Below are 23,727 nucleotides of genomic sequence, written 5' to 3' on the forward strand. Positions count from 1 at the left end.
TAGAAGTCCCACTGTTAGCATCCGCACCATTATCAGCATTTGTGTCACTATCAGCATTTGTGTCACTATCCAGAATAGCTTCACTGACCTTAGTCGCTAACACTGGATCACCATCTCGAACAAACCCTTGCCCCAAAACAATGATATCGGCATGATCGCCAAGCCCTGATAGCCATACTCCATCATTTTCTGCTTTAACCAACTGAATTGGAACGAATTTCACGTGCTCGCCCTGTACTGTTTTTACCCCAAGGTTACCCTCTTCATCTAGCGCTAACATTGCGGCGGTGACTTTAATCGCTAACACTTCACTTAAAGGCAATTGGACTTCGGCGCTCACACCTGCGGGAATAACAGCACCGCGGTTGTCAATTTCAATTTCAACTGGGAAGGTATTGGTTGCCGTTGAAGAAACTCGACCTATATAACGTAACTTACCTTGAAGGTGCTGATCATTGATGAACCGTACATCCGCTTTCTGACCCTGCGTGAGAGACTGGACATGTCGCTCACTGACATCTGCTTCAATCACCAAAGTTTCTAGATCTATCAAGGTTGCAATGGAATCACCAATACCAACAAAATCACCTACTTCAACAAAGTGGTGGTCAACGATGCCATCAAATGGAGCTTTAACCAGGGTATTTCTCAAGTCAATTTTTACGGTACTGGCATTTGCTTTGGCTTCAACTAATGCCGCCTGTGCAGTAGCAAATGCAACTTCTCCCTGCAACCCCCGACTTTTGAGCGACTTCGCTGCATTAAATTCTTTTTCTTTAACCAGAAGCATAGCCTGTGCGCGCTGAAGTTGGATATCAAGGTCACGCGGATCGATACGGGCTATCACTTGACCTCGCTTTACCGCTTGGCCCTTTTTGACATCAAGGCTGAGTATTTTACCTGCGATTTCTGCGCCTAATCGCGCCTGACGATTGGGAGCAGTTCGGCCATACAGTTCAATGGTTTTTCGGGTAGGCTGAGCGGCAAAAGTATCATACATGACTTTTGCTACTGGCTTATTTTCTGCTTGAGTGGAAGGTGAGGACGCAGTTTCCCCTGATGATTCGAGTTGACCCATTGTCAACCATGCAATGAGAAGAAGGATAAGAGCGAGAGAGACTAGCCATGGGCGATCGGCAATACGCCGCCCGAGAGAAGTCACAGACATAGGAAAAAGTCCTTTTATTTTTGTTTTCTGCAACTTCCTAACAGAACGTCTTTACGTAATAGACCAACAACTCAATACGCAAAGAACAGGCAATCCATGCGACTGCCTATCATTGTCTCAATTACACGCTAAATGATGCTCCACAACCACATGTGGTTGTTGCGTTCGGGTTATTCACGAAGAAGCGTGCTCCTTCCAGTCCCTCAGTGTAATCGACAATACCGCCAATAAGGTATTGCAGGCTCATCGGATCGACAACCAGTGTGACGCCACTATTTACAATGGTTGTATCTCCGTCATTTACATTTTCATCAAAAGTGAAGCCGTATTGAAAGCCGCTACAGCCTCCACCGGTAATGTATACACGTAATTTCAATTCTGGATTTTCTTCTTCCGCAATCAATGCTTTAACGCGTGATGCTGCGGCATCAGAAAAGGATAATGGTACGTTTACTTCGCTCACGAAGACCTCTCTCACTCGTGTCATGCGTCAAGCCTGGAGCAAGACGTCAAATTTGTACTAACTAGCCACGATTATCTAATACCTGACAAACTCGTTCAAGTATTCGCCGTTGATTCTTTATAACAGATGGCGATATGACTGCGAAAGTACACATAAATTGAGCAAAACGTTTCTAAGTTGATTATAGCTAGGTACAATGCGCTCCACTTGGTCCGAGCAATCAAAAGAGGAAATCCCATGACCAAATCATCAGATCTGTATCAAAAAGCTCAAAAAATCATACCCGGTGGTGTGAATTCTCCAGTTCGTGCATTTAACGGAGTTGGCGGTTCTCCACTGTTTATTGAACGAGCAGACGGTCCATTGATTTTTGATGCCGATGGAAAAGCGTACATTGATTACGTAGGTTCATGGGGCCCAATGATTCTTGGTCACAACCATGCCATAATCAGAGAAGCAGTGATTGAAGCGGCTCAACGTGGCCTTAGCTTTGGCGCACCAACCGAGCTGGAAATCTCTATGGCTGAGTTGGTTTCTGAGCTTGTGCCTTCAATGGAACAAATCCGCATGGTCAGCTCAGGTACAGAAGCAACCATGAGTGTGATTCGTCTTGCGCGTGGTTTTACTGGACGCGATAAAATCATGAAGTTCGAAGGTTGTTACCACGGGCACGCTGATAGCCTTCTTGTCAAAGCAGGCTCCGGCGCACTAACTCTGGGTCAACCAAGTTCTCCAGGCGTACCAGCTGACTTTGCAAAACATACATTAACCGCAACATTTAACGATCTCGATTCTGTTCGCGAGCTGTTTGAAGCAAACAAAGGTGAAATCGCGTGTATCATCGTTGAGCCAGTCGCAGGGAACATGAACTGTATTCCACCGGTAGAAGGCTTCCATGAAGGTCTGCGTGAAATTTGCGATCAAGAAGGTGCCCTTTTGATTTTTGACGAAGTCATGACGGGTTTCCGCGTAGCACTTGGTGGTGCACAAGCCCATTACAATATCAAGCCTGACTTAACGACATTAGGTAAAGTCATTGGTGGTGGTATGCCTGTTGGCGCTTTCGGCGGCCGCAAAGAAGTAATGCAACACGTTGCACCAACGGGACCAGTTTACCAAGCGGGCACGCTCTCTGGTAATCCAGTGGCTATGGCGGCGGGATTTGCGTGTTTAAACTTGCTAAAAGAAGAAGGTAACGAAAAACGCCTCGCATCCAAAACCAAACAACTGGCTGACGGTTTTAAATCTTTAGCTGAAAAGCACGGTATCCCTTTGGTTGTAAACCAAGTAGGCGGTATGTTTGGCTTCTTCTTTACTGAACAAGACAGCGTGACGTGCTACGAAGACGTAACCAAGTGTGATACGGAACGCTTCAAACGCTTCTTCCATCTTATGCTCAAGCACGGCGTTTATCTCGCACCGTCAGCATTTGAAGCCAGCTTTACGTCGCTAGCGCACAGCTCAAAAGAAATTGACGCAACACTAGAAGCGGCGGATCGTTGCTTTGCAACGCTCGCAGCAGAAGCGTAATCGTGGCACTGAGTCAAACGCGATTTGCGCACAAACCGTTTTAGACTCAAACAGATAAGGGCCCTCGTGGTCCTTTTTAATGTCCGTTAGCTCTGTTTCCGACTCACTCTATTACCAACCGACTCTACTGCCAACTCACTCTATTTCCAGTTAATAATCACCAATACCACCAGTAAACTCACCGCGATACCAAACCAAGGCACACGTCTCAATCTGGTGTTACTTTGCTGTTTCTCATCACGATGACAGTTTTTATCACTATTACAGCATCCCATATTAGATCTCCCGATTGATAACCGCCTGATTTGTCGTCATTATAGCAGCGTCATTTACACCTTCCCATTCACCAGTGTCATGACATTGGTAACATTAAGCGTGTAAAATATTATAAAGTTATCCTCTAGAGTCAAAGCGTTAACTAAAGATAACTCAATCATAAATCGCAAACGTCACCCGTAAGTTGGACTTATCGTCATGCCAAACAATGTAAAAATCACGTCGAGTCACCGTGTTTTAATGGTCGCTCTGCTCGCCGCTGCTTTTGCTTGCTATTTATTGGTCGAACCGTATATCAATTCGATCATAATGGCTTTTATCATTTCACTACTGATGTTTCCGTTACATGAGTGGTTTGAGCGGAAAATGCCTAAGCATCGTAACAGCGCTTCGCTGCTGTCTTGTATTGTATTAACCTTTATTATTGTTATCCCCCTTTTATTTGTGTTTGCCGCAATCGTTCAACAAGGTTCAGTATTTTCGCAAAACACCTACAAATGGGTTACGGGTGGTGGTATCCAAGATATTTTCCAACATCCATTAGTTATCAAAGGCTTATCCTTAGTTAATGAGTACTTACCTTTTGATACAATCGAGCCTAAATCCATCGCAGAAAAAATTGCCCAGTTTGCCACATCCTTCGGTTCCAACCTGGTTGCTATCAGCGCCAAAATCTTAGGTGATGCGACGAACTTTTTGATGGATTTCTTCTTGATGTTGTTTGTGCTGTTCTTCCTATTACGTGATCATGACAAAATCATTTTAGCACTGCGTCACATACTGCCTCTGTCACGCAGCCAAGAAGACAAAATATTAGATGAAATAGAACAAGTGTCTAAATCAGCTGTGATGGGCTCATTTTTGACGGCTATCGCACAAGGTCTCGCAGGCGGCATTGGTATGTGGCTTGCAGGGTTCCCTGGCCTATTTTGGGGGACCATGATGGGCTTTGCCTCGTTCATCCCTGTCGTCGGCACAGCACTAATTTGGATTCCAGCGGCGGTGTATTTGTTCTTAACCGGCGATACCACTTGGGCGCTATTCCTAACCGTGTGGAGTGTGGTCGTGGTTGGTTCGATCGACAACTTGTTACGCCCTCTTCTTATGCAAGGCAGCTCTGGAATGAACACTTTAATGATTTTCTTCTCACTGTTAGGCGGTTTGCATCTATTTGGTTTGATCGGCTTGATTTATGGTCCACTGATATTTGCGATTACGTTAGTCCTATTTAAGATCTATGAAGAAGAGTTTAAAGACTTTCTTAGCCAACAAGACAACAGCTAATTTGGTGAGTGGCGATTAGTTTTCAGCCACGTAGACTCAAAGTGTTGCATTCAGCATCTCAAGGTCACATGAGCATAGACTCGTTATTCACTTCAAGCTTGGGTCAGATTATGCGAAAATCCGACCCTAGTTATTTCTGATGAACCAAATTTATGTCCGCTTACATTGCCCCAAGCCAAATCGCTCAGCGTCAGTTAGAGTACTTCAACGGAAAGCACGTTTTAGTGGCAGGTGAAGTAGAAGATCTCTTCCCCCTGGAACTAACCGCGCACTGCAAGGCGGTTGAAGTTTTCACTTCTAACTACAGCTACTACCGTCAAATTTGTCGTTCAGACAAAGTCAAAAGTTACTTTGGTTCTGAATTTAGTGCCGAAACACAAGCAGATATGCTGCTGCTTTACTGGCCAAAAGCGAAAGCCGAAGCTGAATATCTGCTGACTATGCTTATGGCTAAACTAGGCAAAAATACCGAACTTGTCGTAGTTGGAGAAAACCGCTCTGGCGTAAAGAGCATTGAAAAAATGTTTGAGCAATACGGTCCTGTGAATAAATACGACTCCGCTCGTCGCTGTTCATTTTACTGGGGTCAATGCATCAATGAGCCACAGCCATTTAAACAAATGGACTGGTTTAAATCTTATGATGTTGCTTTAGGTGAACACTCACTCACTGTTGTGAGCTTACCGGGCGTGTTCAGTCATGGTGAATTTGATTTAGGCAGTCAATTATTGCTGGAAACACTACCGCCTTTGTCAGGCAAAGTACTCGACTTTGGTTGTGGAGCTGGTGTTTTAGGCGCATTCATGGCCCAAGCACATCCAGAGATAGACATCGAAATGTGCGACATCAACGCCTACGCGATTACCTCCAGTCAAGCAACACTGGAAGCAAATGGCCTTAAGGGGCGTGTGTTTGCATCCGACATTTATTCCGATACAGCCAATGATTACCGTTTTATTATCAGTAACCCTCCGTTCCATAGCGGACTAGAGACGAACTATAGTGCAGCAGAAACTTTACTGGGTGATGCACCAAACCACCTATCCGCAACGGGTGAGTTGATCATTGTAGCAAACAGTTTCTTAAAATATCCGCCGATTATTGAGCGAGCTTTCAATAACTGCGAGACTCTCAATAAAACCAATAAGTTCTCCATTTATCACGCTAAAAAAAGTTAGATACTCATTGCGCAGAATGACGTTATTCTGCGCAATCCTGTGCCATAACTGAGCATTTACAATAAAATTTGCGTGACTCTGCACGGTTTACAGCCAACTTTCTTGTCAAAGAAAAAAAACTCGTTAATTTTGTCATTTAACACCCTATCCGTTTTTGACGAGTATCCCGGTAGCGGCAATCACATTGACCTACCCCCTTTATGAGTTGTAGCCATATCCATGTTTAAATTCTACAAAAAGCAGAAGTTTAAGCGCCTTCAAAGTACGTTAATGACTGCGTTTCTTGTACTGAGTATCACCCCTCTTACGATCACTGCAATTTTTTTCCTCCAATCCCATAGTAAAGATCTGCAAGAACAAAGTACCTCTCATTTGTTATCCGTGCGAGACACGAAGAAACAACAGATCATCAACTATTTTGAGGCGAGAGAAACCGAAGTCATGGGATTTGTGCGTTCGGAATTGGCTTACGCCAGTGGAGGACGATTTTACGGCTTAGTCAATGCATTCAGCCGCTTAGGCAATGATATTCAAGAGGCACGCACCAACGCTCAGCAACGTTACATCAAAGGTAGCGGTGATCAGATTAAGACTTCGATATTGCGTGAATCGTCGAATTACGTAGGCAGTGAGCGTTATCGCCTCCTCCATAAACGTTACCATTGGGCCTACTTAGAATTACTTAAACGCTCTGACTTTAACGATATACTTTTAGTTGATATTAACGGTAACGTCACTTACTCCATTAACAAAGATGACAACTATGGTACTAATCTGCTTACGGGGATCTATAAAGATTCTGCCCTTGGGAAAACCTTCAAACGATTAGCCCATGATGTGAATGAGCGCCGCAAAGTTAATGAAGATTATACTCCCATCATCGTCTCAGACTTCGAACTGGAAAATGGCAGACAAGTTGCCTGGCTAGGCGCTCCCATCGTTCAGCAAGGATATCTACATAGCTATGCCATGTTCCGCCTGCCAAATAATGGCATCACTAAGTTGATAGCGGGTAAGAGTCAAGAGTCCTCAGTCAATACGCTACTGGTTGGCAGTGACAAGCGGCCTAGAACCATCAACACAAAACTCGATGACATTCGGAACAGTGTGGAAGTCGTTGACAAAGCGCTTGCGGGAGAAACAAGTGTCGGTACCTACACTAATGCTCTCAATGAAACAATCATCGCGGCTTACACATCAATAAAGACACGGGGCGTGCACTGGGCATTAGTTGTTCAACTTCCAGAAAAAGAAGCTTTCTCTCGTATTCACCAACTTGAAAAGTTGTTTATTATCGCCATGATCATCGCGATTGTACTGGTGGTGATCGCTTCACATTATCTGTCTAATTTTATCACCTCACCACTGCTTAAGCTCACTTGGGCTGCAGAGAAAGTATCAGCGGGTGATCTCGACGAAACAACATTTAACACCAAGAGGAAGGATGAAATCGGGCGCCTTGCTATTAGCTTTGAGCGCATGCAACGTTCCATCAGAGAAAAAATTCAGACCATAAAACAACAAAATAAAGAGCTGGAAAGCAACATTCAGTTAATTCAAAAACAAAATGATGAATTACAACTTGCCGATAAATTAAAAGATGAATTCTTAGCAACCACATCGCATGAGCTTCGCACGCCTTTACATGGTATGGTCGGCATTGCTGAAACCTTAGTATCGGGTGCAAATGGCGCCATTCCAGCGAGTCAAAAGTATCAGCTTGATATCATCATCAAAAGTGGTCAACGTCTTGCGAATCTCGTTGATGACCTTTTGGATTACCATAAAATGCGCTATGGCAGTATGGATATTCATAAGTCAGCCGTCAGTCTGGCTAGCGCAACCAGACTGGTTCTAGAACTATCAAGCCACCTGCTTGGAAACAAAACTATCCGTATTATTAATCAGGTTCCTGCTGATTTGAGTGCGGTGTCTGCGGATCCACAGCGTCTCGAACAAGTGCTATATAACTTAATCGGAAACGCGATTAAATACACCAGCGAAGGCAAAATTGTTATTTCTGCTAGCGTTGTTGACGATCACGTACGCGTTCAAGTCGTCGACACAGGACAAGGTATCCCATCCGAGCACCTAGAACACATATTCGAGCCGCTCATTCAAGCAGGACAAGATGAAAGCCGTTACCGCCAGGGCGCTGGTTTGGGGCTATCAATCAGCCGCCAACTCATTGAACTAATGGGAGGCTCACTATACGTTAGCAGTCAACCAATGGTCGGCACGACGTTTAGTTTCACCCTGCCACTTGCCAGTGAAGAAGAGATTGAAGCGACTCAATCCATGGCAGCGCATGGGCATTTCCAAATACCAGAAATCAACCTCGACAGCACGGATGACCTCTCATTACCCGAAAACCCTGATGGCCCTTTACTCTATGTTGCTGACGATGAACCCGTAAACTTACGTGTACTCGAGAGCTTCCTACGATTAGAAGGGTATCGAGTGCGCACCATTGCTGATGGCCCTGATACTCTAGCTTTGATTGAGCAAGAAAAGCCCGAACTGTTGCTCCTCGATATCATGATGCCAGGGATGAGCGGCTATCAGGTGTGCAGTGAATTGCGTCAAACTTATGATCATGCCGAACTGCCGATCATAATGCTGACGGCTTTAAATCAAACAGAAGACCGCATTAAAGGCTTTGAAGCAGGCGCGAATGACTATTTGTCTAAACCATTTAACAAGCAAGAGTTAGCTGCCCGAATTCAAGCACATTTAACCGCTAGCAAAGCAGAAATGCGCCACATAGAAAACCAATTACTGGAATCTCAGTTACGCCAACGTGCAGAAATCGAAGCCAGCTTACTCGAAACGCAAGGGCGCTTACTTGAACAGCTTGAATCTGCACCAGAAGCCATCATTTGCTTACGTGAAGACCAACGTGTTCGCTTTGCTAATGAAGCGGCATGCAAACTATTTAAACGCAGTTTGGAGCAACTCAAACGCTCTTCTGCCGACGAACTTATTGCCCCCAAATTCCTTACCGTCAAGCAACCCCATTACTGTGGAAAAATTGATATTTATATTGAGGATATCAGACAAAACATCGACGCCGATATTCTAAAAATGCCCGAGGGTTCAGGTCTCGACATTATGTATATTTTTAATGTCGGCGGTGGAGCCAATGCTGCGCGAATTCATAACTTGGAAACCGCAGTCGAAGTGTTATCGAGCTATGCCTTTGATGGTGATAAAGAGCAATTGCAAAAATTGAAAGAGTTGGGCGGAGAGTTCACGCGTCTAGCTGATAAAGCGCTGGGAAATAAAAAAGACAAACACGAACTACTTCGTGAGGTACTCGTAGATGTTATGACCCATGCGCTTGACTATTGGGAGTCTGTAACCGGTGAAAGTAAGTTTGCTTTTGCTGAACAAAGTGGACTATGGCGTGTTTACCTTGACCGTAGTACTTTGCAAACCCGAACACTCGATAAGTACATGCGAATAGAAACACTGCCAAAAACCCCACGCTGGCGAACAGTGTTAAGCTCCATTGAATTTATTCTAGAGCACTGCAAAGAGCACAGCCCGGAACGTGCTTACATAGAAGCGCAACGTGACAAACTTCAGCGCCTACTCACCAGTTGATAGTTTACTCGGTATAAAGATACGGCCCCATTTGCCACATGCTGCAATGGGGCTTTTTCTTGGCCACGACCAAGTGTTTACTTCTCTAATGCCAACATGCACAACGTTTTATAATCAAGTAACTTCAAGGTGCTTGTTCAGTGAGGATTTATTCGCTCTTAGGCAAGGCACTGGTTTAATGCCAATCGTAGTAAATCACTGGTCATTATAGCTTGTTAAAGTACTCGATAACTTCGTTGCCTTTCTCGTTTATAAAGTAGGTTGATTGTAGAATAACGACTTATCGAAAAATAGCGCCTTGTTCTCAAGCATTTTTCCTACGCTATTTCTGATCACTTATTTACTGTGCTTGGTATAAATACAGCGTTATTTATACGTAAAAAGTTACTTCTACGAAAAAGCAGTCACTCTGCTCGCGGCAATCGCGCTATAAGGAGCGCGACACCAAGAGCATGAGCTCAGAGTACAAGTAAAAAGCCACACATTAACGCTTTGTCTTGCTTAATGTATTACACATCATCCAAATCCAGACGTTCATTGAGCGGGATAATCTTCTATATAGTCGTCGCTAAACACAACCACAGCACTTAGTTCACAAACTAAAAAAAGGTCATTTTTTCTTTGTAAGCCGAGCGTTTTAAGCCGCTATTTTTACGATAAATTAAAAATCCAACCAACAATTGACAAAGATTGCGAAGTCAATCACAACAGAACGGCAGATTAAATTTCACCAAGTTAATTAACACAAAAAAGTCATGTGAGCCAGATCTCTTAAGTAAAACAAAATAAGAAATCCCTTTAAAACAAAGAGGAAAGGAGTAAGCGAACACTAACAAACATAATGTGGATAGATATAAACTGCGACACATATCTATGTTAATTCAGTCCGCAAAATTGATAAAAAAATAAACAAAATGACGTTTATGACGAGAGTTAAGTTTGTTTTAACGTTTTTGACGGGAAACCTGTTTGATTATTTTCGGCTTAAGGTGTTTTCTTACTCCTGCCTAAGGTCTACAGGCCACTCTTAACGGGACTCAACACAAACGCAGAGAATCCAATATTGAGAGGTAGGCCTTGGGGAGTGTTTATCAATTGATGACATTCAATTCCATTAAGTGAAATGAAAGCAAATAGTAAGGAACAGCTATGCTTGCCAATATTAAAAAAACAGCACTAGCAACAGCAATTATTGCAACGGCTACTACCGGTTTTGCATCGGTAGCTACTGCGGCTGAACGCAGTGAACTGACTATCCACCCGAAAGAGTTTACAACTTTTGTTCGTAACTTTAACCCTTTCCTAGGTGCAACTAACCTACATACAACAACAGACTTCATCTATGAACCACTTGTTGTTTTCAACGAAATGCACGGTAACACTCCGGTATTCCGTTTAGCTGAAAACTTCAAAATGGCTGATGACCTAATGAGCGTTACTTTCGATATTCGTAAGGGCGTAAAATGGTCTGACGGCGAACCATTTACTGCCGATGACGTTGTCTACTCTTTTAACCTTGTGAAAGAGAAACCTGAACTAGACCAATCAGGTATCAACTCTTGGGTAACAGGCGTAGAGAAAGTTAACGACTACCAAGTTAAATTCAATCTAAGTGAAGCAAACTCAAACGTTCCTTACGAAATTGCTAAAGTACCAGTGGTACCTAAGCACGTATGGAGTAAAGTGAAAGATCCAGCATCATTTACTAACGAGAATCCTGTTGGTAGTGGTCCTTTTACCGAAATCGATACTTTCACACCACAACTTTACATCCAGTGTGAAAACCCAAATTACTGGGATGCAGACAACTTAGATGTTGACTGTCTGCGAGTGCCACAAATCGCAAACAACGACCAGTTCCTTGGTAAGATTGTGAATGGTGAGATGGACTGGACGTCTTCATTTGTTCCGGATATTGACCGCACTTACGCAGCAGCAAGCCCTAATCACCATTACTGGTATCCACCAGCAGGTACTCAAGCATTTGTTGTTAACTTCAAAAACCCAGATGCAGCTAAAAAAGAAGCACTGACTAACGTAGATTTCCGTCGTGCTTTCTCTATGGCACTTGACCGTCAGACGATCATCGACATTGCGTTCTACGGTGGTGGTACAGTGAATGACTTCGCTTCAGGTCTAGGCTATGCGTTTGAGTCTTGGTCTGATGAAGCCATTCATAACAAATACAAAGGTTACAATACCTACAATGTAGAAGGTGCCAAAAAGCTACTTGATAAGGCTGGCTTCAAAGATGTCAACAACGATGGCTTTGTCGATACGCCATCAGGTAAGTCTTTCGAGCTTCTTATCCAATCTCCAAATGGTTGGACTGACTTCAACAACACGGTGCAGCTAGCCGTTGAGCAGTTAGCAGAAGTAGGTATCAAAGCCCGTGCACGTACACCTGACTTCTCTGTTTACAACCAAGCAATGCTAGAAGGTACCTACGACGTTGCTTACACCAACTACTTCCACGGTGCAGATCCACACTTGTACTGGGATAGTGGCTACAACTCGAAGCTACAGTCTGGTGACGGTATGCCTCGATTCGCGATGCACTTCTACAAAAATGAGAAGCTAGATAATCTACTGAATAGCTTCTACAAAACGGCGGATAAACAAGAGCAGCTACAAATCGCTCATGGCATCCAAAAAATCATCGCGGAAAACCAAGTTACTATTCCTGTACTGTCTGGCGCATACATGTACCAATACAATACAACTCGCTTCACTGGTTGGTGGAACGAAGAAAATCCTAAGGGTCGTCCAAACATTTGGGCTGGTATCCCAGAGCGTCTACTACACGTATTGGATCTAAAACCAGTTAAATAAGTAGAAGTTCATTTCTAGCGGCATACTCCCGTATGCCGCCTATAAAAATCCCCTTATCACGAAAGCAAAAAATGGCGCTCGTCGTCAGGGGATTTTTCGCTCTAAATTTCGCTGGGAGCGACCTGAAACCAGAAACAGGAAAAAATCTGGGTGAGTAAGGTGTGAGTTATGGGTTATTTTTTAAGACGTTTGTCGTTCTATCTTGTCGCGCTCTTAGTTGCAGCGACGTTAAACTTTATTATTCCGCGAGCAATGCCAGGTGACCCCGTTACCATGATGTTTGCTAACGCAACAGTGCAAGTAACACCAGAACGAATTGCAGCTATGAAAGAGCTGTTAGGTTTCGTTGATGGTCCAATTTACATCCAGTATCTGTCCTACATTAAAAACATTCTAAGCTGGGAGTTAGGTACATCGATTCAGTTCTACCCGCTGTCAGTGAACACTTTGCTTGGTAACGCATTTGGATGGTCTCTATTCTTAGCAGGTACTGCTGTTGTCCTTTCCTTCTCTATCGCTTCTGTTCTTGGCATTTTTGCCGCATGGAAGCGCGGGAGTAAATACGATGCTTTCGTAACACCGGGCACACTGATCATTCAAGCGATTCCACAAATGGTTATCGCAATGCTAGCGCTATTTACTTTTGCGATAGGTTTGAAATGGTTCCCATCTGGCTATGCTTATACGCCAGGTGTCATCCCCGATTGGACAAGCTGGGAGTTCATCAAGAACGTTGGTTACCATGCAATATTACCTCTTTTCTGTGCAACCATCGTTCAGATTGGCGGCTTCCTAGTAAACATGCGTAACAACATGATCAACCTGTTGGCTGAAGATTACATCACGATGGCAAAAGGGAAAGGGTTGAGTGAAAACCGCGTGGTGTTCAACTACGCAGCTCGTAACGCCCTACTCCCAAGTGTTACCGCACTGTCGATGTCTTTGGGTATGGCCATTGGCGGTCAGCTTATTATCGAGATGATTTTCAACTACCCAGGATTGGGAACTGTGTTACTAAACGCAATTCACTCCCGAGATTACCAAGTACTTCAAGGTCAGCTAATTATCATGACGATGTTCATGCTGTGCTTCAACTTAATGGCTGACATGCTGTACATGATTCTAGACCCTCGCCTACGTAAGGGAGGCAAATAATCATGAAACAACTATTTAAACTTATTTTAGGTAACGCTTTTGCGCGTATAGGCCTTGGCATTGTTAGCATCTTTATCTTTGTCGCTATCGCTGCCCCTCTTCTCACTCAACATGCACCAGACAAACGTACAGGTAACCCACACGAGTACCCTGGTTTTGTCGTGAAACAAGCGCAAGCCAATCCAGATGGTTGGGTAGCAAAAAACCTCGCTGACGATCGCCGTACTCTTCTGATGTCGAAAGATGGCGACCATGTATTGGGGACGAGCCGCATGGGACGTGATATCTGGTCTCAGGTTGCTTATGGAGCGCGCGTCTCACTCGGTGTCGGCTTTGGTGCCGGTATCATTGTCTGTTTTCTTGCGACAGTCATAGGTATCTCTGCGGGTTACTTTGGCGGCAAAGTGGATGACGTGTTGAGTGCAGCAATGAACATCATGCTGGTTATCCCTCAGTATCCACTACTGTTCGTACTCGCGGCCTTTATTGGTGAGGCTGGACCACTGACGATTGCTCTAATTATTGCTGGAACTTCCTGGGCATGGGGCGCACGTGTTGTTCGCTCACAAACCATGGCACTGCGTGAAAAAGAGTTTGTAAAAGCAGCTGAAGTACTGGGTGAATCTTCATTCCGCATCATCTTCGTTGAGATTTTACCAAACCTAATTCCAATCGTAGGTGCAAGCTTCATCGGCTCGGTCATGCTCGCCATCAACACGGAAGCGGTGATTTCATTCTTAGGTTTAGGCGACGCCAACACCATCAGCTGGGGCATCATGCTGTACAACGTTCAAACCTCTTCAGCCATGCTTATCGGCGCATGGTGGGAAGTATTAGCACCTTGTATCGCACTAACGCTTTTGGTAACGGGTCTTGCGCTGCTTAACTTCGCCGTTGACGAAATAGCTAACCCACAACTTCGTTCACACAAAGGAATGAAGCGCTGGAAAAAGCTAGCAAAAAAAGACAAGAAAGAACGTGAGCCTGAATTGGCACCACAAAATGCACTATGGAGCGGAGATAAATAATCATGACTGCACCACTAATTTCTATCCGTAACCTATGCGTGGATTACATTACCGATGCGGGTGACGTCCGTGCCTGTAATAACGTTAGCTTCGACATTGCGCCAGGTGAAGTCTTTGGTCTAGCTGGTGAATCTGGCTGTGGTAAATCAACCGTCGCGTTCTCGCTAATGCGTCTGCATAAGCCGCCCGCATTCATTACTGGTGGCGAAGTGATCTTTAATGGTGAAAATATTCTAAAGTACAGCGATCAACGCATGCAGTCATTTCGCTGGAGTGAAATGTCCATGGTGTTCCAAAGTGCGATGAACGCGCTTAACCCTGTACTCACTATGGAAGAACAGTTTTGCGATGTCATCATGCGTCATACCAACATGACTCGCGCACAAGCCAAAACTCGTGCTGAGGGCTTGTTGGAGATTGTTGATATTCACCCTAGTCGTCTCAACGATTATCCGCACCAGTTTTCTGGTGGCATGCGCCAACGACTGGTCATTGCCATCGCGTTGGCTCTCAATCCAAAAATGATCATCATGGATGAACCGACTACTGCACTCGACGTTGTCGTTCAGCGTGAAATTCTCCAAAAGATTTATGCACTTAAGGAAGAGTTTGGCTTCTCTATTTTGTTTATCACTCACGATTTGTCTTTGATGGTTGAGTTCTCGGACCGCATCGGGATTATGTATTCGGGTGAACTGATTGAAGTCGCGCCTTCTAAACAAATTTTGGAAAGTCCTTATCACCCATACACCAAAGGGTTGGGCAGCTCTTTCCCTCCACTGACTGGTCCAAAAACGAAGCTAACTGGCATTCCAGGTAACCCATTGAACTTGCTTGAGATTCCACAAGGTTGTCGCTTCCAAGCTCGCTGTGATCGAGTCCACGAAGCTTGTACAAAAGTGCCAACCCAGTTACGTCAAATTGAACCAGGCCGTTTTTCAAATTGCCATTTGTACGGCGAACCCATTGCTCAAGCCAAGGTTTAACGACCCGAGATTAAGCTAGCGAAGAACAAAATTTTACTGGAGAGAATTATGAGCAAACAACTCGGTGAGCTGCTAATTGAGGGTAAGAATGTCGTTAAAGACTTCCCACTAAACAGTAACTCTATCAAGCAGTCCAAGATGCGTGCTATCAATGACGTATCATTCAAAATGTATAAAAGTCGTGGTTTATCAGTGGTTGGTGAGTCTGGCTCAGGTAAATCTACTACTGCAAAAATGATTGCGAAAATGTATGCGCCTAGCGATGGCATCATTGAATACAAAGGACGAGATATTCAGGAAATCTCTTCGAGAAAAGACTTAATGTCTTATCGCGAAGGCGTGCAAATGGTTTGGCAAGATCCGTTTGGCTCCCTGAACCCAACACACAATATCTTTCATCATATTGCACGTCCGCTACTGATTCATAAAAAAGTGTCACCCGGCAACAAGAAAGAACTTGAAGAGCGCGTATACGAGCTGCTGGAACAAGTCGGTTTGATCCCGCCAAAAGAGACCGCGCAAAAATTCCCTCACCAACTTTCTGGTGGACAGCGTCAACGAGTCAACTTAGCACGCAATATTGCAGTCGGAGCAGAGGTCGTCTTAGCTGATGAACCCACTTCAATGCTAGACGTCTCTATTCGTGCTGGTGTTCTTAACCTCATGGAAGAGATGAAGTTCGAAAAACAGATGTCGCTACTTTACATCACCCACGATATCGCCACCGCTCGCTATATCGCTGAAGATCTCGCCGTTATGTACGTTGGACACATGGTTGAATGGGGAGATACCGAAGAGATCATCCATGACCCTCAACATCCGTACACTCAGTTATTGGTGTCTGCGGTTCCCGATCCATCAAAATCGATTCACGAAAAACTGAAGGGGAACAAAGGCGAAATTCCTCTTTGGACACCAGACTCTGTTGGGTGTCCATTTGCAGGACGATGTGTACACGCCACTGACAAATGTCGAGAGCAACTACCTGACGTTACCCAGCTATCAGAAAACCACTTCGTCCGTTGTTACTTATTTGAACAATAACCCTTGTGACTATCAGGGTATAACTAGGGTCAGTTTTCTACTGGCCCAACCCAAACTTTGTTATTTCGCGGAGACATTGAATGCTGCTACTCACTAACCACATTGGTTATGAACGCCTTGGCCAAAAAAAAGCAATAATCCAGACACAGCAGCCATCATTAACTGCCGTTACAGCTTCGTTGATCAGCGCAGAAAGCCAGCAAACGGTCGCAACATTGGCAGTTGAAAAAAGCGGAAGCGTTGCGCGTTGGCATCATGGTGATTTTTATCTCATCGATTTTTCTTCATTTACAACACCCGGCTATTATTACATCCAATGTAGCAATAGCCGCTCATCTTGTTTTGAAATTGGCGACAACCTTCTCCTCGAACGCACACTGTCTGATGTGATCCATTATTTCAAATCACAACGTTGCAGTGGAGTATTCGATCACGCTGATCGTCATGCACCTATTTTGAATTCAGACAAAACTGTCGACGTCCATGGTGGTTGGTATGACGCGTCAGGGGATGTCAGTAAGTACCTTAGTCACCTTTCTTACGCCAATTACCTTAATCCGCAACAAATTCCGATGGTCGTCTGGAATATGCTGAAAGGATTATCTCTGTTTGAAAACAGTGATGCTATCGCGCAATTCACTCGCACCCGCCTGACTGACGAAGCTTTGTTCGGAGCAGACTTTCTCGTTCGCATGCAAAACGACAAAGGCTATTTCTACATGACCGTTTTTGACAAGTGGAGCAAGGACACAGCACAACGAGAGATTTGTACTTACGAAACCCAACTTGGCCACAAATTCGATGATTATCAGGCAGGTTTTAGACAAGGAGGCGGCGTGGCAATTGCTGCACTTGCTGCGGCATCGCGTTTACATTCACACGGTGAGTTCGACCAACAAACCTACCTTAATGCCGCACAAAACGGGTATTGGCACCTAAAAGAGCACAATATCCAATACCTTAATGATAGTGAAGAAAACATCATTGATGAATATTGCGCCCTACTCGCCAGTATTGAACTGTTTAAAGCGACGACAGAAGCTCGCTACTTGAACGAAAGCCGTTTGTGGGCAAAACGATTAATCGCCCGTCAAATGAGCGATGAACATGTCCAACATTATTGGACAGCAAATTGCGATGGCAGTCGCCCATATTTTCACGCGGCAGAAGCAGGACTTCCGGTTATCGCCTTGTGTGAATATTTAGGTATAGAACAAGATCGAGAACTCGCGGAGTCGGTAAAACAAGTCATCAACCAGGCATGTGATTTCGAGCTGACTATCACGAACAAAGTCAACAATCCATTTGGCTACCCGCGTCAGTATGTCAAAGGATTACAAGAAGCAAAACGTGATGCCTTCTTCGTCGCCCACGACAATGAATCAGGTTATTGGTGGCAAGGCGAAAATGCTCGCCTAGCATCATTAGCTACCATGGCTCACCTTGCACTTCCATACATTGATTCGTCAACTCAACAGCAAAAACTAACGCACTTTGCGCAAGATGCTCTGAACTGGATCGTCGGATTAAACCCTTACGATATGTGCATGCTGGACGGACATGGCCGAAACAACCCCGATTACCTTCCTCAATTTGGGTTTTATAACGCTAAGGGTGGGATTTGTAATGGCATCACAGGTGGTTTTGAAGACGAGGAAGACACCGCCTTTAATCCACCAGCACAAAAAGAAGACATGTTGCAAAACTGGCGCTGGGGAGAGCAATGGATTCCCCACGGTGCTTGGTATCTTCTCGCGATCATGACTCAGGCTCAACGCTTTTCTCAGTCTACATTTTTTCAAGACATTAAGGAGCACACATCATGACCACCTATTTTGTCGGAATTGATGGTGGCGGAACCTCTTGCCGGGCTCGTATAAAGGACTCAAAAGGACATTGCCTTGGCGAAGCCAAAAGCGGCAGTGCCAATATTATGCTAGGCGCAGAAATCGCGATGGCATCAATTTTAGAGTCTATCGCCTTAGCCGCAGCGCAAACCGGGTTAACAGAGTCAAGCTACGCGTCTATGCATGTTGGTCTCGCGTTAGCCGGGGCTGAACACAAAGCGTCATGGCAAGCTTTCATGTCATTACCCCATCCTTTTGCCAGTATGACACTCAATACAGATGCTTATGGTGCATGTGTTGGTGCACATAATGGTCAAGATGGCGCCATCATGATTGCGGGAACGGGCTCCTGCGGTATCTACCTCAAAGGGTTAGAACAGCATGTGGTTGGTGGGCGAGAGTTTCCGATTTCAGACCAAGGAGGTGGAGCTGTGATGGGCTTGCGTTTAATTCAGCAGGTTCTCTTAGCAGAAGATGGCATTCGAGACAAAACGCCGCTTTCACAACACATCATGACGCATTTCTCCAACGAAATTGACAACATTGTCGCGTGGTCTAAGAAAGCGCTCCCTCGAGACTACGGACAGTTTTCGCCGGCAATATTTCAGTATGCAGAGCAAGGCGATGTGCTCGCGATTGAAATGCTAAAACAAACCGCCGCTGACATAGAAATGCTTCTTATGGCACTCAACAAGCACGGCGCTACTCGCATTTGTTTAATGGGCAGTATCGCTGAACGAATGAAAAACTGGTTATCACCACCAGTTCAACAATGGATCGTAGAACCTCAGTTTGATGCGATTGAAGGGGCAATTATGTTCGCAGGTAAAGCGGAACATAACCTTTACTCGGTAAACCGTGGCTAGGAGTAAAGATGGAATATCGCGTTGACTTAGTCGTCTTATCAGAACAGAAACAAAATTGCAGATTTGGTCTCACTTTTCATAATTTGAGTGACCAGAATTTGTCTGACTGGCATTTAACTTTCGCTTTTGACCGCTACATTTTACCAAACAGTGTATCAAGTGGTTACATTAAGCAAATAGGCAGTTACTGCGTGCTTAAGCCAGAGTCGATGGTTTTAGCCGCAAATCAACACTTTTATTGTGAGTTCAGTATTGGTTCAAACCCATTTCGTTATTACTCAGATGGGTTCAACGAAGCGTTAGTGGACTTTATGATTGATGGCAAACTGCAACGAGCAGAGGTTGACGTAACGCCAATTGTGTTAGCCTCTCCGTACAAAGAACGCAGTAGTGTGCCGCCAAGCCAAGCTCACTCACAGCCTTTGGTACCAAAGCCGAACCATATTGAAGTAGCAGAGCACACTTTTACGCTGGGTAAGCATGTTGGTATTTCAGCACACTCCAACTTAGCTAGCTCAGCACAAGCTTGGTTGACCGAAGAGTTGCAGAGAATATATCAACTCGATCTGACCACTTCGAGCAATAGTCAGATACTCTTTCAAGCCAACCCAACACTAGATGACGCTGCTTATAGGCTCAAAGTATCGCAAGAGTCCATCAAAGTTGAAGCCGGATCGTCATCGGGATTTATTCATGCGAGCGCAACTTTATTGCAATTGATAAAACCAGGAGAACAACCCGATTCTTTCGATGTAGCTTGTTGTGCGATAGAAGATCGACCTCGCTTTCACTATCGTGGAATGATGCTCGATTGTGCCCGACATTTCCATTCCGTCGATCAGGTGAAACAATTGATCAATCACCTCGCTCACTACAAATTCAATACCTTTCATTGGCACTTAACCGATGATGAAGGTTGGCGAGTTGAAATTAAGGCCTTCCCTGAGTTAACGAATATTGGTGCTTGGCGTGGTTTAGATGAGGTAATAGAACCTCAGTACACGAATCTCTCGAAACGGTATGGGGGTTTCTACACACAAGAGCAAATCAAAGATGTCGTCGCGTTTGCCGCTCAGCGAGGCATTACGGTCATACCTGAAATTGATATCCCTGGACACTGCCGAGCCGCCATTAAATCCCTACCACATCTGTTGGTTGAAGAATCTGATACCACAGAGTATCGCAGCATCCAGCATTACAACGATAACGTCCTCAATCCTGCACTACCAGGCAGCTATGAGTTTATCGATAAAGTGTTGGAAGAAGTGGCTGAACTTTTCCCTGCACCTTATCTACATATTGGTGCAGACGAAGTTCCACACGGCGTTTGGTCCAAAAGCCCTGCATGCCAAGATTTGATGCAACAACTTGGTTATCACGATTACAAAGAGTTGCAAGGTCACTTTTTACGCCACGCGGAAGACAAACTACGCAAACTTGGAAAACGGATGTTGGGTTGGGAAGAAGCACAACACGGTGACAAAGTGAGTAAAGATACGGTGATTTATTCTTGGCTCAGTGAGGAAGCGGCATTGAACTGTGCTCGTCAAGGCTTCGATGTCGTACTTCAGCCAGCGCAAAGCACTTACTTAGATATGACACAAGATTACGCCCCAGAAGAACCTGGAGTGGACTGGACCAACCCTATTTCGTTAGAGACAGCTTACAACTACGAGCCATTAGCGGAAGTTCCGGATGATGACCCAATCAGAAAACGTATTTGGGGGATTCAGACGGCATTATGGAGCGAAATCATCAATAACCAATCACGTATGGAATACATGGTATTCCCGCGTCTTACTGCTATGGCAGAGGCATGTTGGACGGATAAAAACAACCGAGACTGGACCGACTATTTATCGCGTTTGAAAGGCCACCTCCCTCTACTGGATTTACAGGGTGTGAACTACCGTCAACCGTGGAAGTAACCCAAACCAATGCTTCACTTTTTTAGAGATTAATCTTTTAGCTGTCTACGCAGCTTTGTAAAAAGGAAATACACAATGAAATACGGCTATTTCGATAATGAGAATCGTGAATACGTCATCACTCGTCCTGACGTTCCAGCACCTTGGACTAATTACTTGGGTACAGAGAAGTTCTGTACTGTTATCTCTCACAATGCTGGCGGTTACTCATTCTATAACTCTCCAGAATACAATCGTGTGACTAAGTTCCGCCCTAACGCGACGTTCGATCGTCCAGGGCATTACGTGTATCTGCGCGATGACGAGACGGGTGATTACTGGTCAATTTCATGGCAACCAGTGGCGAAAAGCCTAGATGAAGCGAGTTACGAAGTTCGTCATGGCTTGTCTTACTCTAAATTTAAGTGTGAATACAACGGTATTACCGCGACGAAAACCCTATTCGTTCCAAAAGGCGAAGATGCAGAAGTTTGGGACGTCGTGATAAAAAACACCTCTAATAAGCCACGTACCATCAGCGCATTTTCTTTTGTTGAGTTTTCGTTTAGCCATATTCAATCAGACAACCAAAACCACCAAATGTCGCTATACTCAGCGGGCACTGCGTACAACGATGGCGTGATTGAATACGATCTTTACTACAACACCAACGACTTTGAAGGTTTCTACTACCTAGCATCGACGTTCGACCCTGATTCATACGACGGTCAACGCGATAGCTTCCTCGGTCTTTATCGTGACGAAGCCAACCCACTGGCAGTAGAGCAAGGACAGTGCTTCAACACAGCACAAACTTGCTACAACCATTGCGGTTCGCTGCATAAGCAGTTCACCATCCAGCCGGGTGAAGAAGTCCGTTTTGCTTATATCCTAGGTATCGGTAAAGGTAATGGCGAGCGTCTGCGCACGAAGTACCAAAACCTTGCTGAAGTGGACAACGCATTTGCAGGCATCAAAGCTCACTGGGATGAGCGCTGTGCGAAGTTCCAAGTGAAGTCGCCAAATGAAGGGCTGGATACCATGATCAACACTTGGACGCTTTATCAAGCAGAAACTTGTGTGGTCTGGTCTCGCTTTGCCTCCTTTATTGAAGTTGGGGGACGTACGGGTCTTGGCTACCGTGATACCGCGCAAGATGCGATTTCAGTCCCTCATGCTAACCCATCCATGACGCGTAAACGTTTGGTTGATCTCCTCCGTGGCCAAGTAAAAGCGGGGTACGGTTTGCACTTGTTTGATCCAGATTGGTTTGATCCGGAAAAAGCAGACGTTAAACCGTCCAAGTCACCGACGGTCGTGCCAACTCCGTCTGATGAAGACAAAATCCATGGCATTGAAGACACCTGTTCCGATGACCACCTATGGCTCGTCCCTACTATCTGCAAATACGTCGTGGAAACTGGTGAACACAGCTTCTTTGACGAAATGATCCCTTATGCGGATGGTGGTGATGCCACCGTTTACGACCACATGAAAGCTGCGCTTGATTTCTCCGCAGAATACGTCGGTCAAACCGGTATTTGTAAAGGTCTTCGTGCGGACTGGAATGACTGCTTGAACTTAGGTGGTGGTGAATCATCGATGGTGTCTTTCCTACATTTCTGGGCACTGCAAGAGTTCATTGAACTCGCCAAGTATCTAGGTAAAGACGCCGACGTAGAAAAATACACCGAAATGGCGGCCAATGTTCGCGAAGCATGCGAAACTCACCTGTGGGACGAAGAAGGTGGCTGGTATATTCGCGGCTTAACCAAAGACGGCGATAAGATTGGTACAGCACAACAAAAAGAAGGCCGTGTCCACCTAGAGTCAAACACGCTCGCGGTACTTTCTGGTGCGGTTTCTCAAGAACGTGGCGAAAAAGCGATGGACGCCGTGGACGAGAACTTGTTCTCTGAGTATGGCTTGCACCTCAACTCCCCTTCGTTTGCCACGCCAAATGATGATATCGGCTTCGTGACTCGCGTCTATCAAGGCGTAAAAGAAAACGGTGCCATTTTCTCGCATCCAAACCCTTGGGCTTGGGTTGCGGAAGCAAAACTGGGGCGCGGTGATCAAGCGATGAAGTTTTACGATGCCCTAAACCCATACAATCAAAACGACATCATTGAAAAACGTATCGCAGAACCATACTCATACGTTCAATTTATTATGGGGCGAGATCATCAAGATCATGGCCGCGCCAACCACCCTTGGCTAACGGGTACATCTGGCTGGGCTTATTTTGCCGTAACGAACTTCATCCTTGGCGTTCGAACAGGCTTTGATGGCCTCACTATAGACCCATGTATTCCAACCAACTGGCCGGGATTTGAGGTCACGCGTCAGTGGCTAGGGGCAACGTACAATATCAAAGTCGTTAATCCAGACTCGGTGAGTAAGGGCGTGAAGTCTATCACTCTCAATGGATTAGCCGTCACCGGCACTTCAGTACCGGTACAAGCTGAAGGTACGGTTAACGACGTCATCGTCACGCTTGGTTAATCCATTTAAGTTAGTCTAATGCACCGACCCTTTTGGGAAGGTGCATTGGGTC

14 protein-coding genes and 1 pseudogene are annotated in these 23,727 nt (G+C 45.1%); 13 read left to right on the top strand and 2 right to left on the bottom strand.

Translation table 11 applies throughout. From position 1 onward, the window contains the following. Nucleotides 1–73: 73 nt before the first annotated feature. A pseudogene (locus tag ONE56_RS10420) lies at nt 74–1,168 on the bottom strand (efflux RND transporter periplasmic adaptor subunit); the annotation flags it as partial. Between the two features lie 121 nt (nt 1,169–1,289). Continuing rightward, a complete protein-coding gene (gene erpA, locus ONE56_RS10425; RefSeq protein ID WP_041155589.1) occupies nt 1,290–1,631 on the bottom strand; it encodes an iron-sulfur cluster insertion protein ErpA in 342 nt (113 codons plus the stop codon). A 237-nt stretch (nt 1,632–1,868) separates the two neighbouring features. Between erpA and hemL the strand changes: the two genes are divergently transcribed. The 13 genes from hemL (at nt 1,869) to ONE56_RS10490 (ending at nt 23,675) form a co-directional block, all read left to right on the top strand. Next, nucleotides 1,869–3,161, top strand: coding sequence for a glutamate-1-semialdehyde 2,1-aminomutase (hemL, locus tag ONE56_RS10430; RefSeq protein ID WP_423839825.1), 1,293 nt, complete (start codon nt 1,869–1,871; stop codon nt 3,159–3,161). A gap of 474 nt (nt 3,162–3,635) precedes the next feature. Continuing rightward, nucleotides 3,636–4,721: an AI-2E family transporter gene (locus ONE56_RS10435; RefSeq protein ID WP_041155591.1), complete on the top strand. Its 1,086-nt coding sequence runs from the start codon at nt 3,636–3,638 to the stop codon at nt 4,719–4,721. Nucleotides 4,722–4,873: 152 nt separating this feature from the next. Next, on the top strand, nt 4,874–5,899 hold the full coding sequence (rsmC, locus tag ONE56_RS10440; protein WP_041155592.1) for a 16S rRNA (guanine(1207)-N(2))-methyltransferase RsmC: 1,026 nt from the start codon (nt 4,874–4,876) through the stop codon (nt 5,897–5,899). A 219-nt stretch (nt 5,900–6,118) separates the two neighbouring features. Beyond that, complete coding sequence (locus ONE56_RS10445; RefSeq protein ID WP_423839826.1) at nt 6,119–9,505, top strand: response regulator; 3,387 nt, start codon at nt 6,119–6,121, stop codon at nt 9,503–9,505. Nucleotides 9,506–10,654: 1,149 nt separating this feature from the next. Continuing rightward, the gene (locus ONE56_RS10450; protein WP_041155594.1) at nt 10,655–12,337 is read left to right on the top strand and encodes an ABC transporter substrate-binding protein; all 1,683 of its coding nucleotides are present in this window, start codon (nt 10,655–10,657) and stop codon (nt 12,335–12,337) included. 168 nt (nt 12,338–12,505) lie between these two features. Then, entirely contained in the window at nt 12,506–13,492 is a 987-nt protein-coding gene (locus ONE56_RS10455; protein WP_423839827.1) for an ABC transporter permease, read from the top strand. 2 nt (nt 13,493–13,494) lie between these two features. Beyond that, nucleotides 13,495–14,520, top strand: coding sequence for an ABC transporter permease (locus tag ONE56_RS10460; protein ID WP_041155596.1), 1,026 nt, complete (start codon nt 13,495–13,497; stop codon nt 14,518–14,520). A 2-nt stretch (nt 14,521–14,522) separates the two neighbouring features. Continuing rightward, nucleotides 14,523–15,506, top strand: a complete 984-nt coding sequence (locus tag ONE56_RS10465) for an ABC transporter ATP-binding protein (RefSeq protein ID WP_041155597.1) — start codon at nt 14,523–14,525, stop codon at nt 15,504–15,506. Nucleotides 15,507–15,554: 48 nt separating this feature from the next. Further along, nucleotides 15,555–16,550: an ABC transporter ATP-binding protein gene (locus tag ONE56_RS10470; RefSeq protein WP_423839828.1), complete on the top strand. Its 996-nt coding sequence runs from the start codon at nt 15,555–15,557 to the stop codon at nt 16,548–16,550. Between the two features lie 80 nt (nt 16,551–16,630). After that, nucleotides 16,631–18,376 (top strand): glycoside hydrolase family 9 protein, encoded by a 1,746-nt coding sequence (locus tag ONE56_RS10475; RefSeq protein WP_423839829.1) that lies wholly within the window; start codon nt 16,631–16,633, stop codon nt 18,374–18,376. Further along, nucleotides 18,373–19,263 (top strand): N-acetylglucosamine kinase, encoded by an 891-nt coding sequence (locus ONE56_RS10480; protein WP_331438449.1) that lies wholly within the window; start codon nt 18,373–18,375, stop codon nt 19,261–19,263. Before ONE56_RS10475 ends, ONE56_RS10480 begins: the two co-directional genes overlap by 4 nt. Before the next feature lie 8 nt (nt 19,264–19,271). Beyond that, on the top strand, nt 19,272–21,191 hold the full coding sequence (locus ONE56_RS10485; RefSeq protein ID WP_331438450.1) for a beta-N-acetylhexosaminidase: 1,920 nt from the start codon (nt 19,272–19,274) through the stop codon (nt 21,189–21,191). A gap of 75 nt (nt 21,192–21,266) precedes the next feature. After that, complete coding sequence (locus tag ONE56_RS10490) at nt 21,267–23,675, top strand: GH36-type glycosyl hydrolase domain-containing protein (protein WP_331438451.1); 2,409 nt, start codon at nt 21,267–21,269, stop codon at nt 23,673–23,675. Nucleotides 23,676–23,727 lie beyond the last annotated feature (52 nt).

The sequence above is a fragment of the Vibrio mytili genome (assembly GCF_049563345.1).
Taxonomy (GTDB): Bacteria; Pseudomonadota; Gammaproteobacteria; order Enterobacterales; family Vibrionaceae; genus Vibrio; species Vibrio mytili.

Bases quoted from the DNA above. Each gene is read 5' to 3' on its own strand.
- hemL (WP_423839825.1), top strand. From the start codon at position 1,869: ATGACCAAATCATCAGATCTGTATCAAAAAGCTCAAAAAATCATACCC.
- ONE56_RS10435 (WP_041155591.1), top strand. From the start codon at position 3,636: ATGCCAAACAATGTAAAAATCACGTCGAGTCACCGTGTTTTAATGGTC.
- rsmC (WP_041155592.1), top strand. From the start codon at position 4,874: ATGTCCGCTTACATTGCCCCAAGCCAAATCGCTCAGCGTCAGTTAGAG.
- ONE56_RS10445 (WP_423839826.1), top strand. From the start codon at position 6,119: ATGTTTAAATTCTACAAAAAGCAGAAGTTTAAGCGCCTTCAAAGTACG.
- ONE56_RS10450 (WP_041155594.1), top strand. From the start codon at position 10,655: ATGCTTGCCAATATTAAAAAAACAGCACTAGCAACAGCAATTATTGCA.
- ONE56_RS10455 (WP_423839827.1), top strand. From the start codon at position 12,506: ATGGGTTATTTTTTAAGACGTTTGTCGTTCTATCTTGTCGCGCTCTTA.
- ONE56_RS10460 (WP_041155596.1), top strand. From the start codon at position 13,495: ATGAAACAACTATTTAAACTTATTTTAGGTAACGCTTTTGCGCGTATA.
- ONE56_RS10465 (WP_041155597.1), top strand. From the start codon at position 14,523: ATGACTGCACCACTAATTTCTATCCGTAACCTATGCGTGGATTACATT.
- ONE56_RS10470 (WP_423839828.1), top strand. From the start codon at position 15,555: ATGAGCAAACAACTCGGTGAGCTGCTAATTGAGGGTAAGAATGTCGTT.
- ONE56_RS10475 (WP_423839829.1), top strand. From the start codon at position 16,631: ATGCTGCTACTCACTAACCACATTGGTTATGAACGCCTTGGCCAAAAA.
- ONE56_RS10480 (WP_331438449.1), top strand. From the start codon at position 18,373: ATGACCACCTATTTTGTCGGAATTGATGGTGGCGGAACCTCTTGCCGG.
- ONE56_RS10485 (WP_331438450.1), top strand. From the start codon at position 19,272: ATGGAATATCGCGTTGACTTAGTCGTCTTATCAGAACAGAAACAAAAT.
- ONE56_RS10490 (WP_331438451.1), top strand. From the start codon at position 21,267: ATGAAATACGGCTATTTCGATAATGAGAATCGTGAATACGTCATCACT.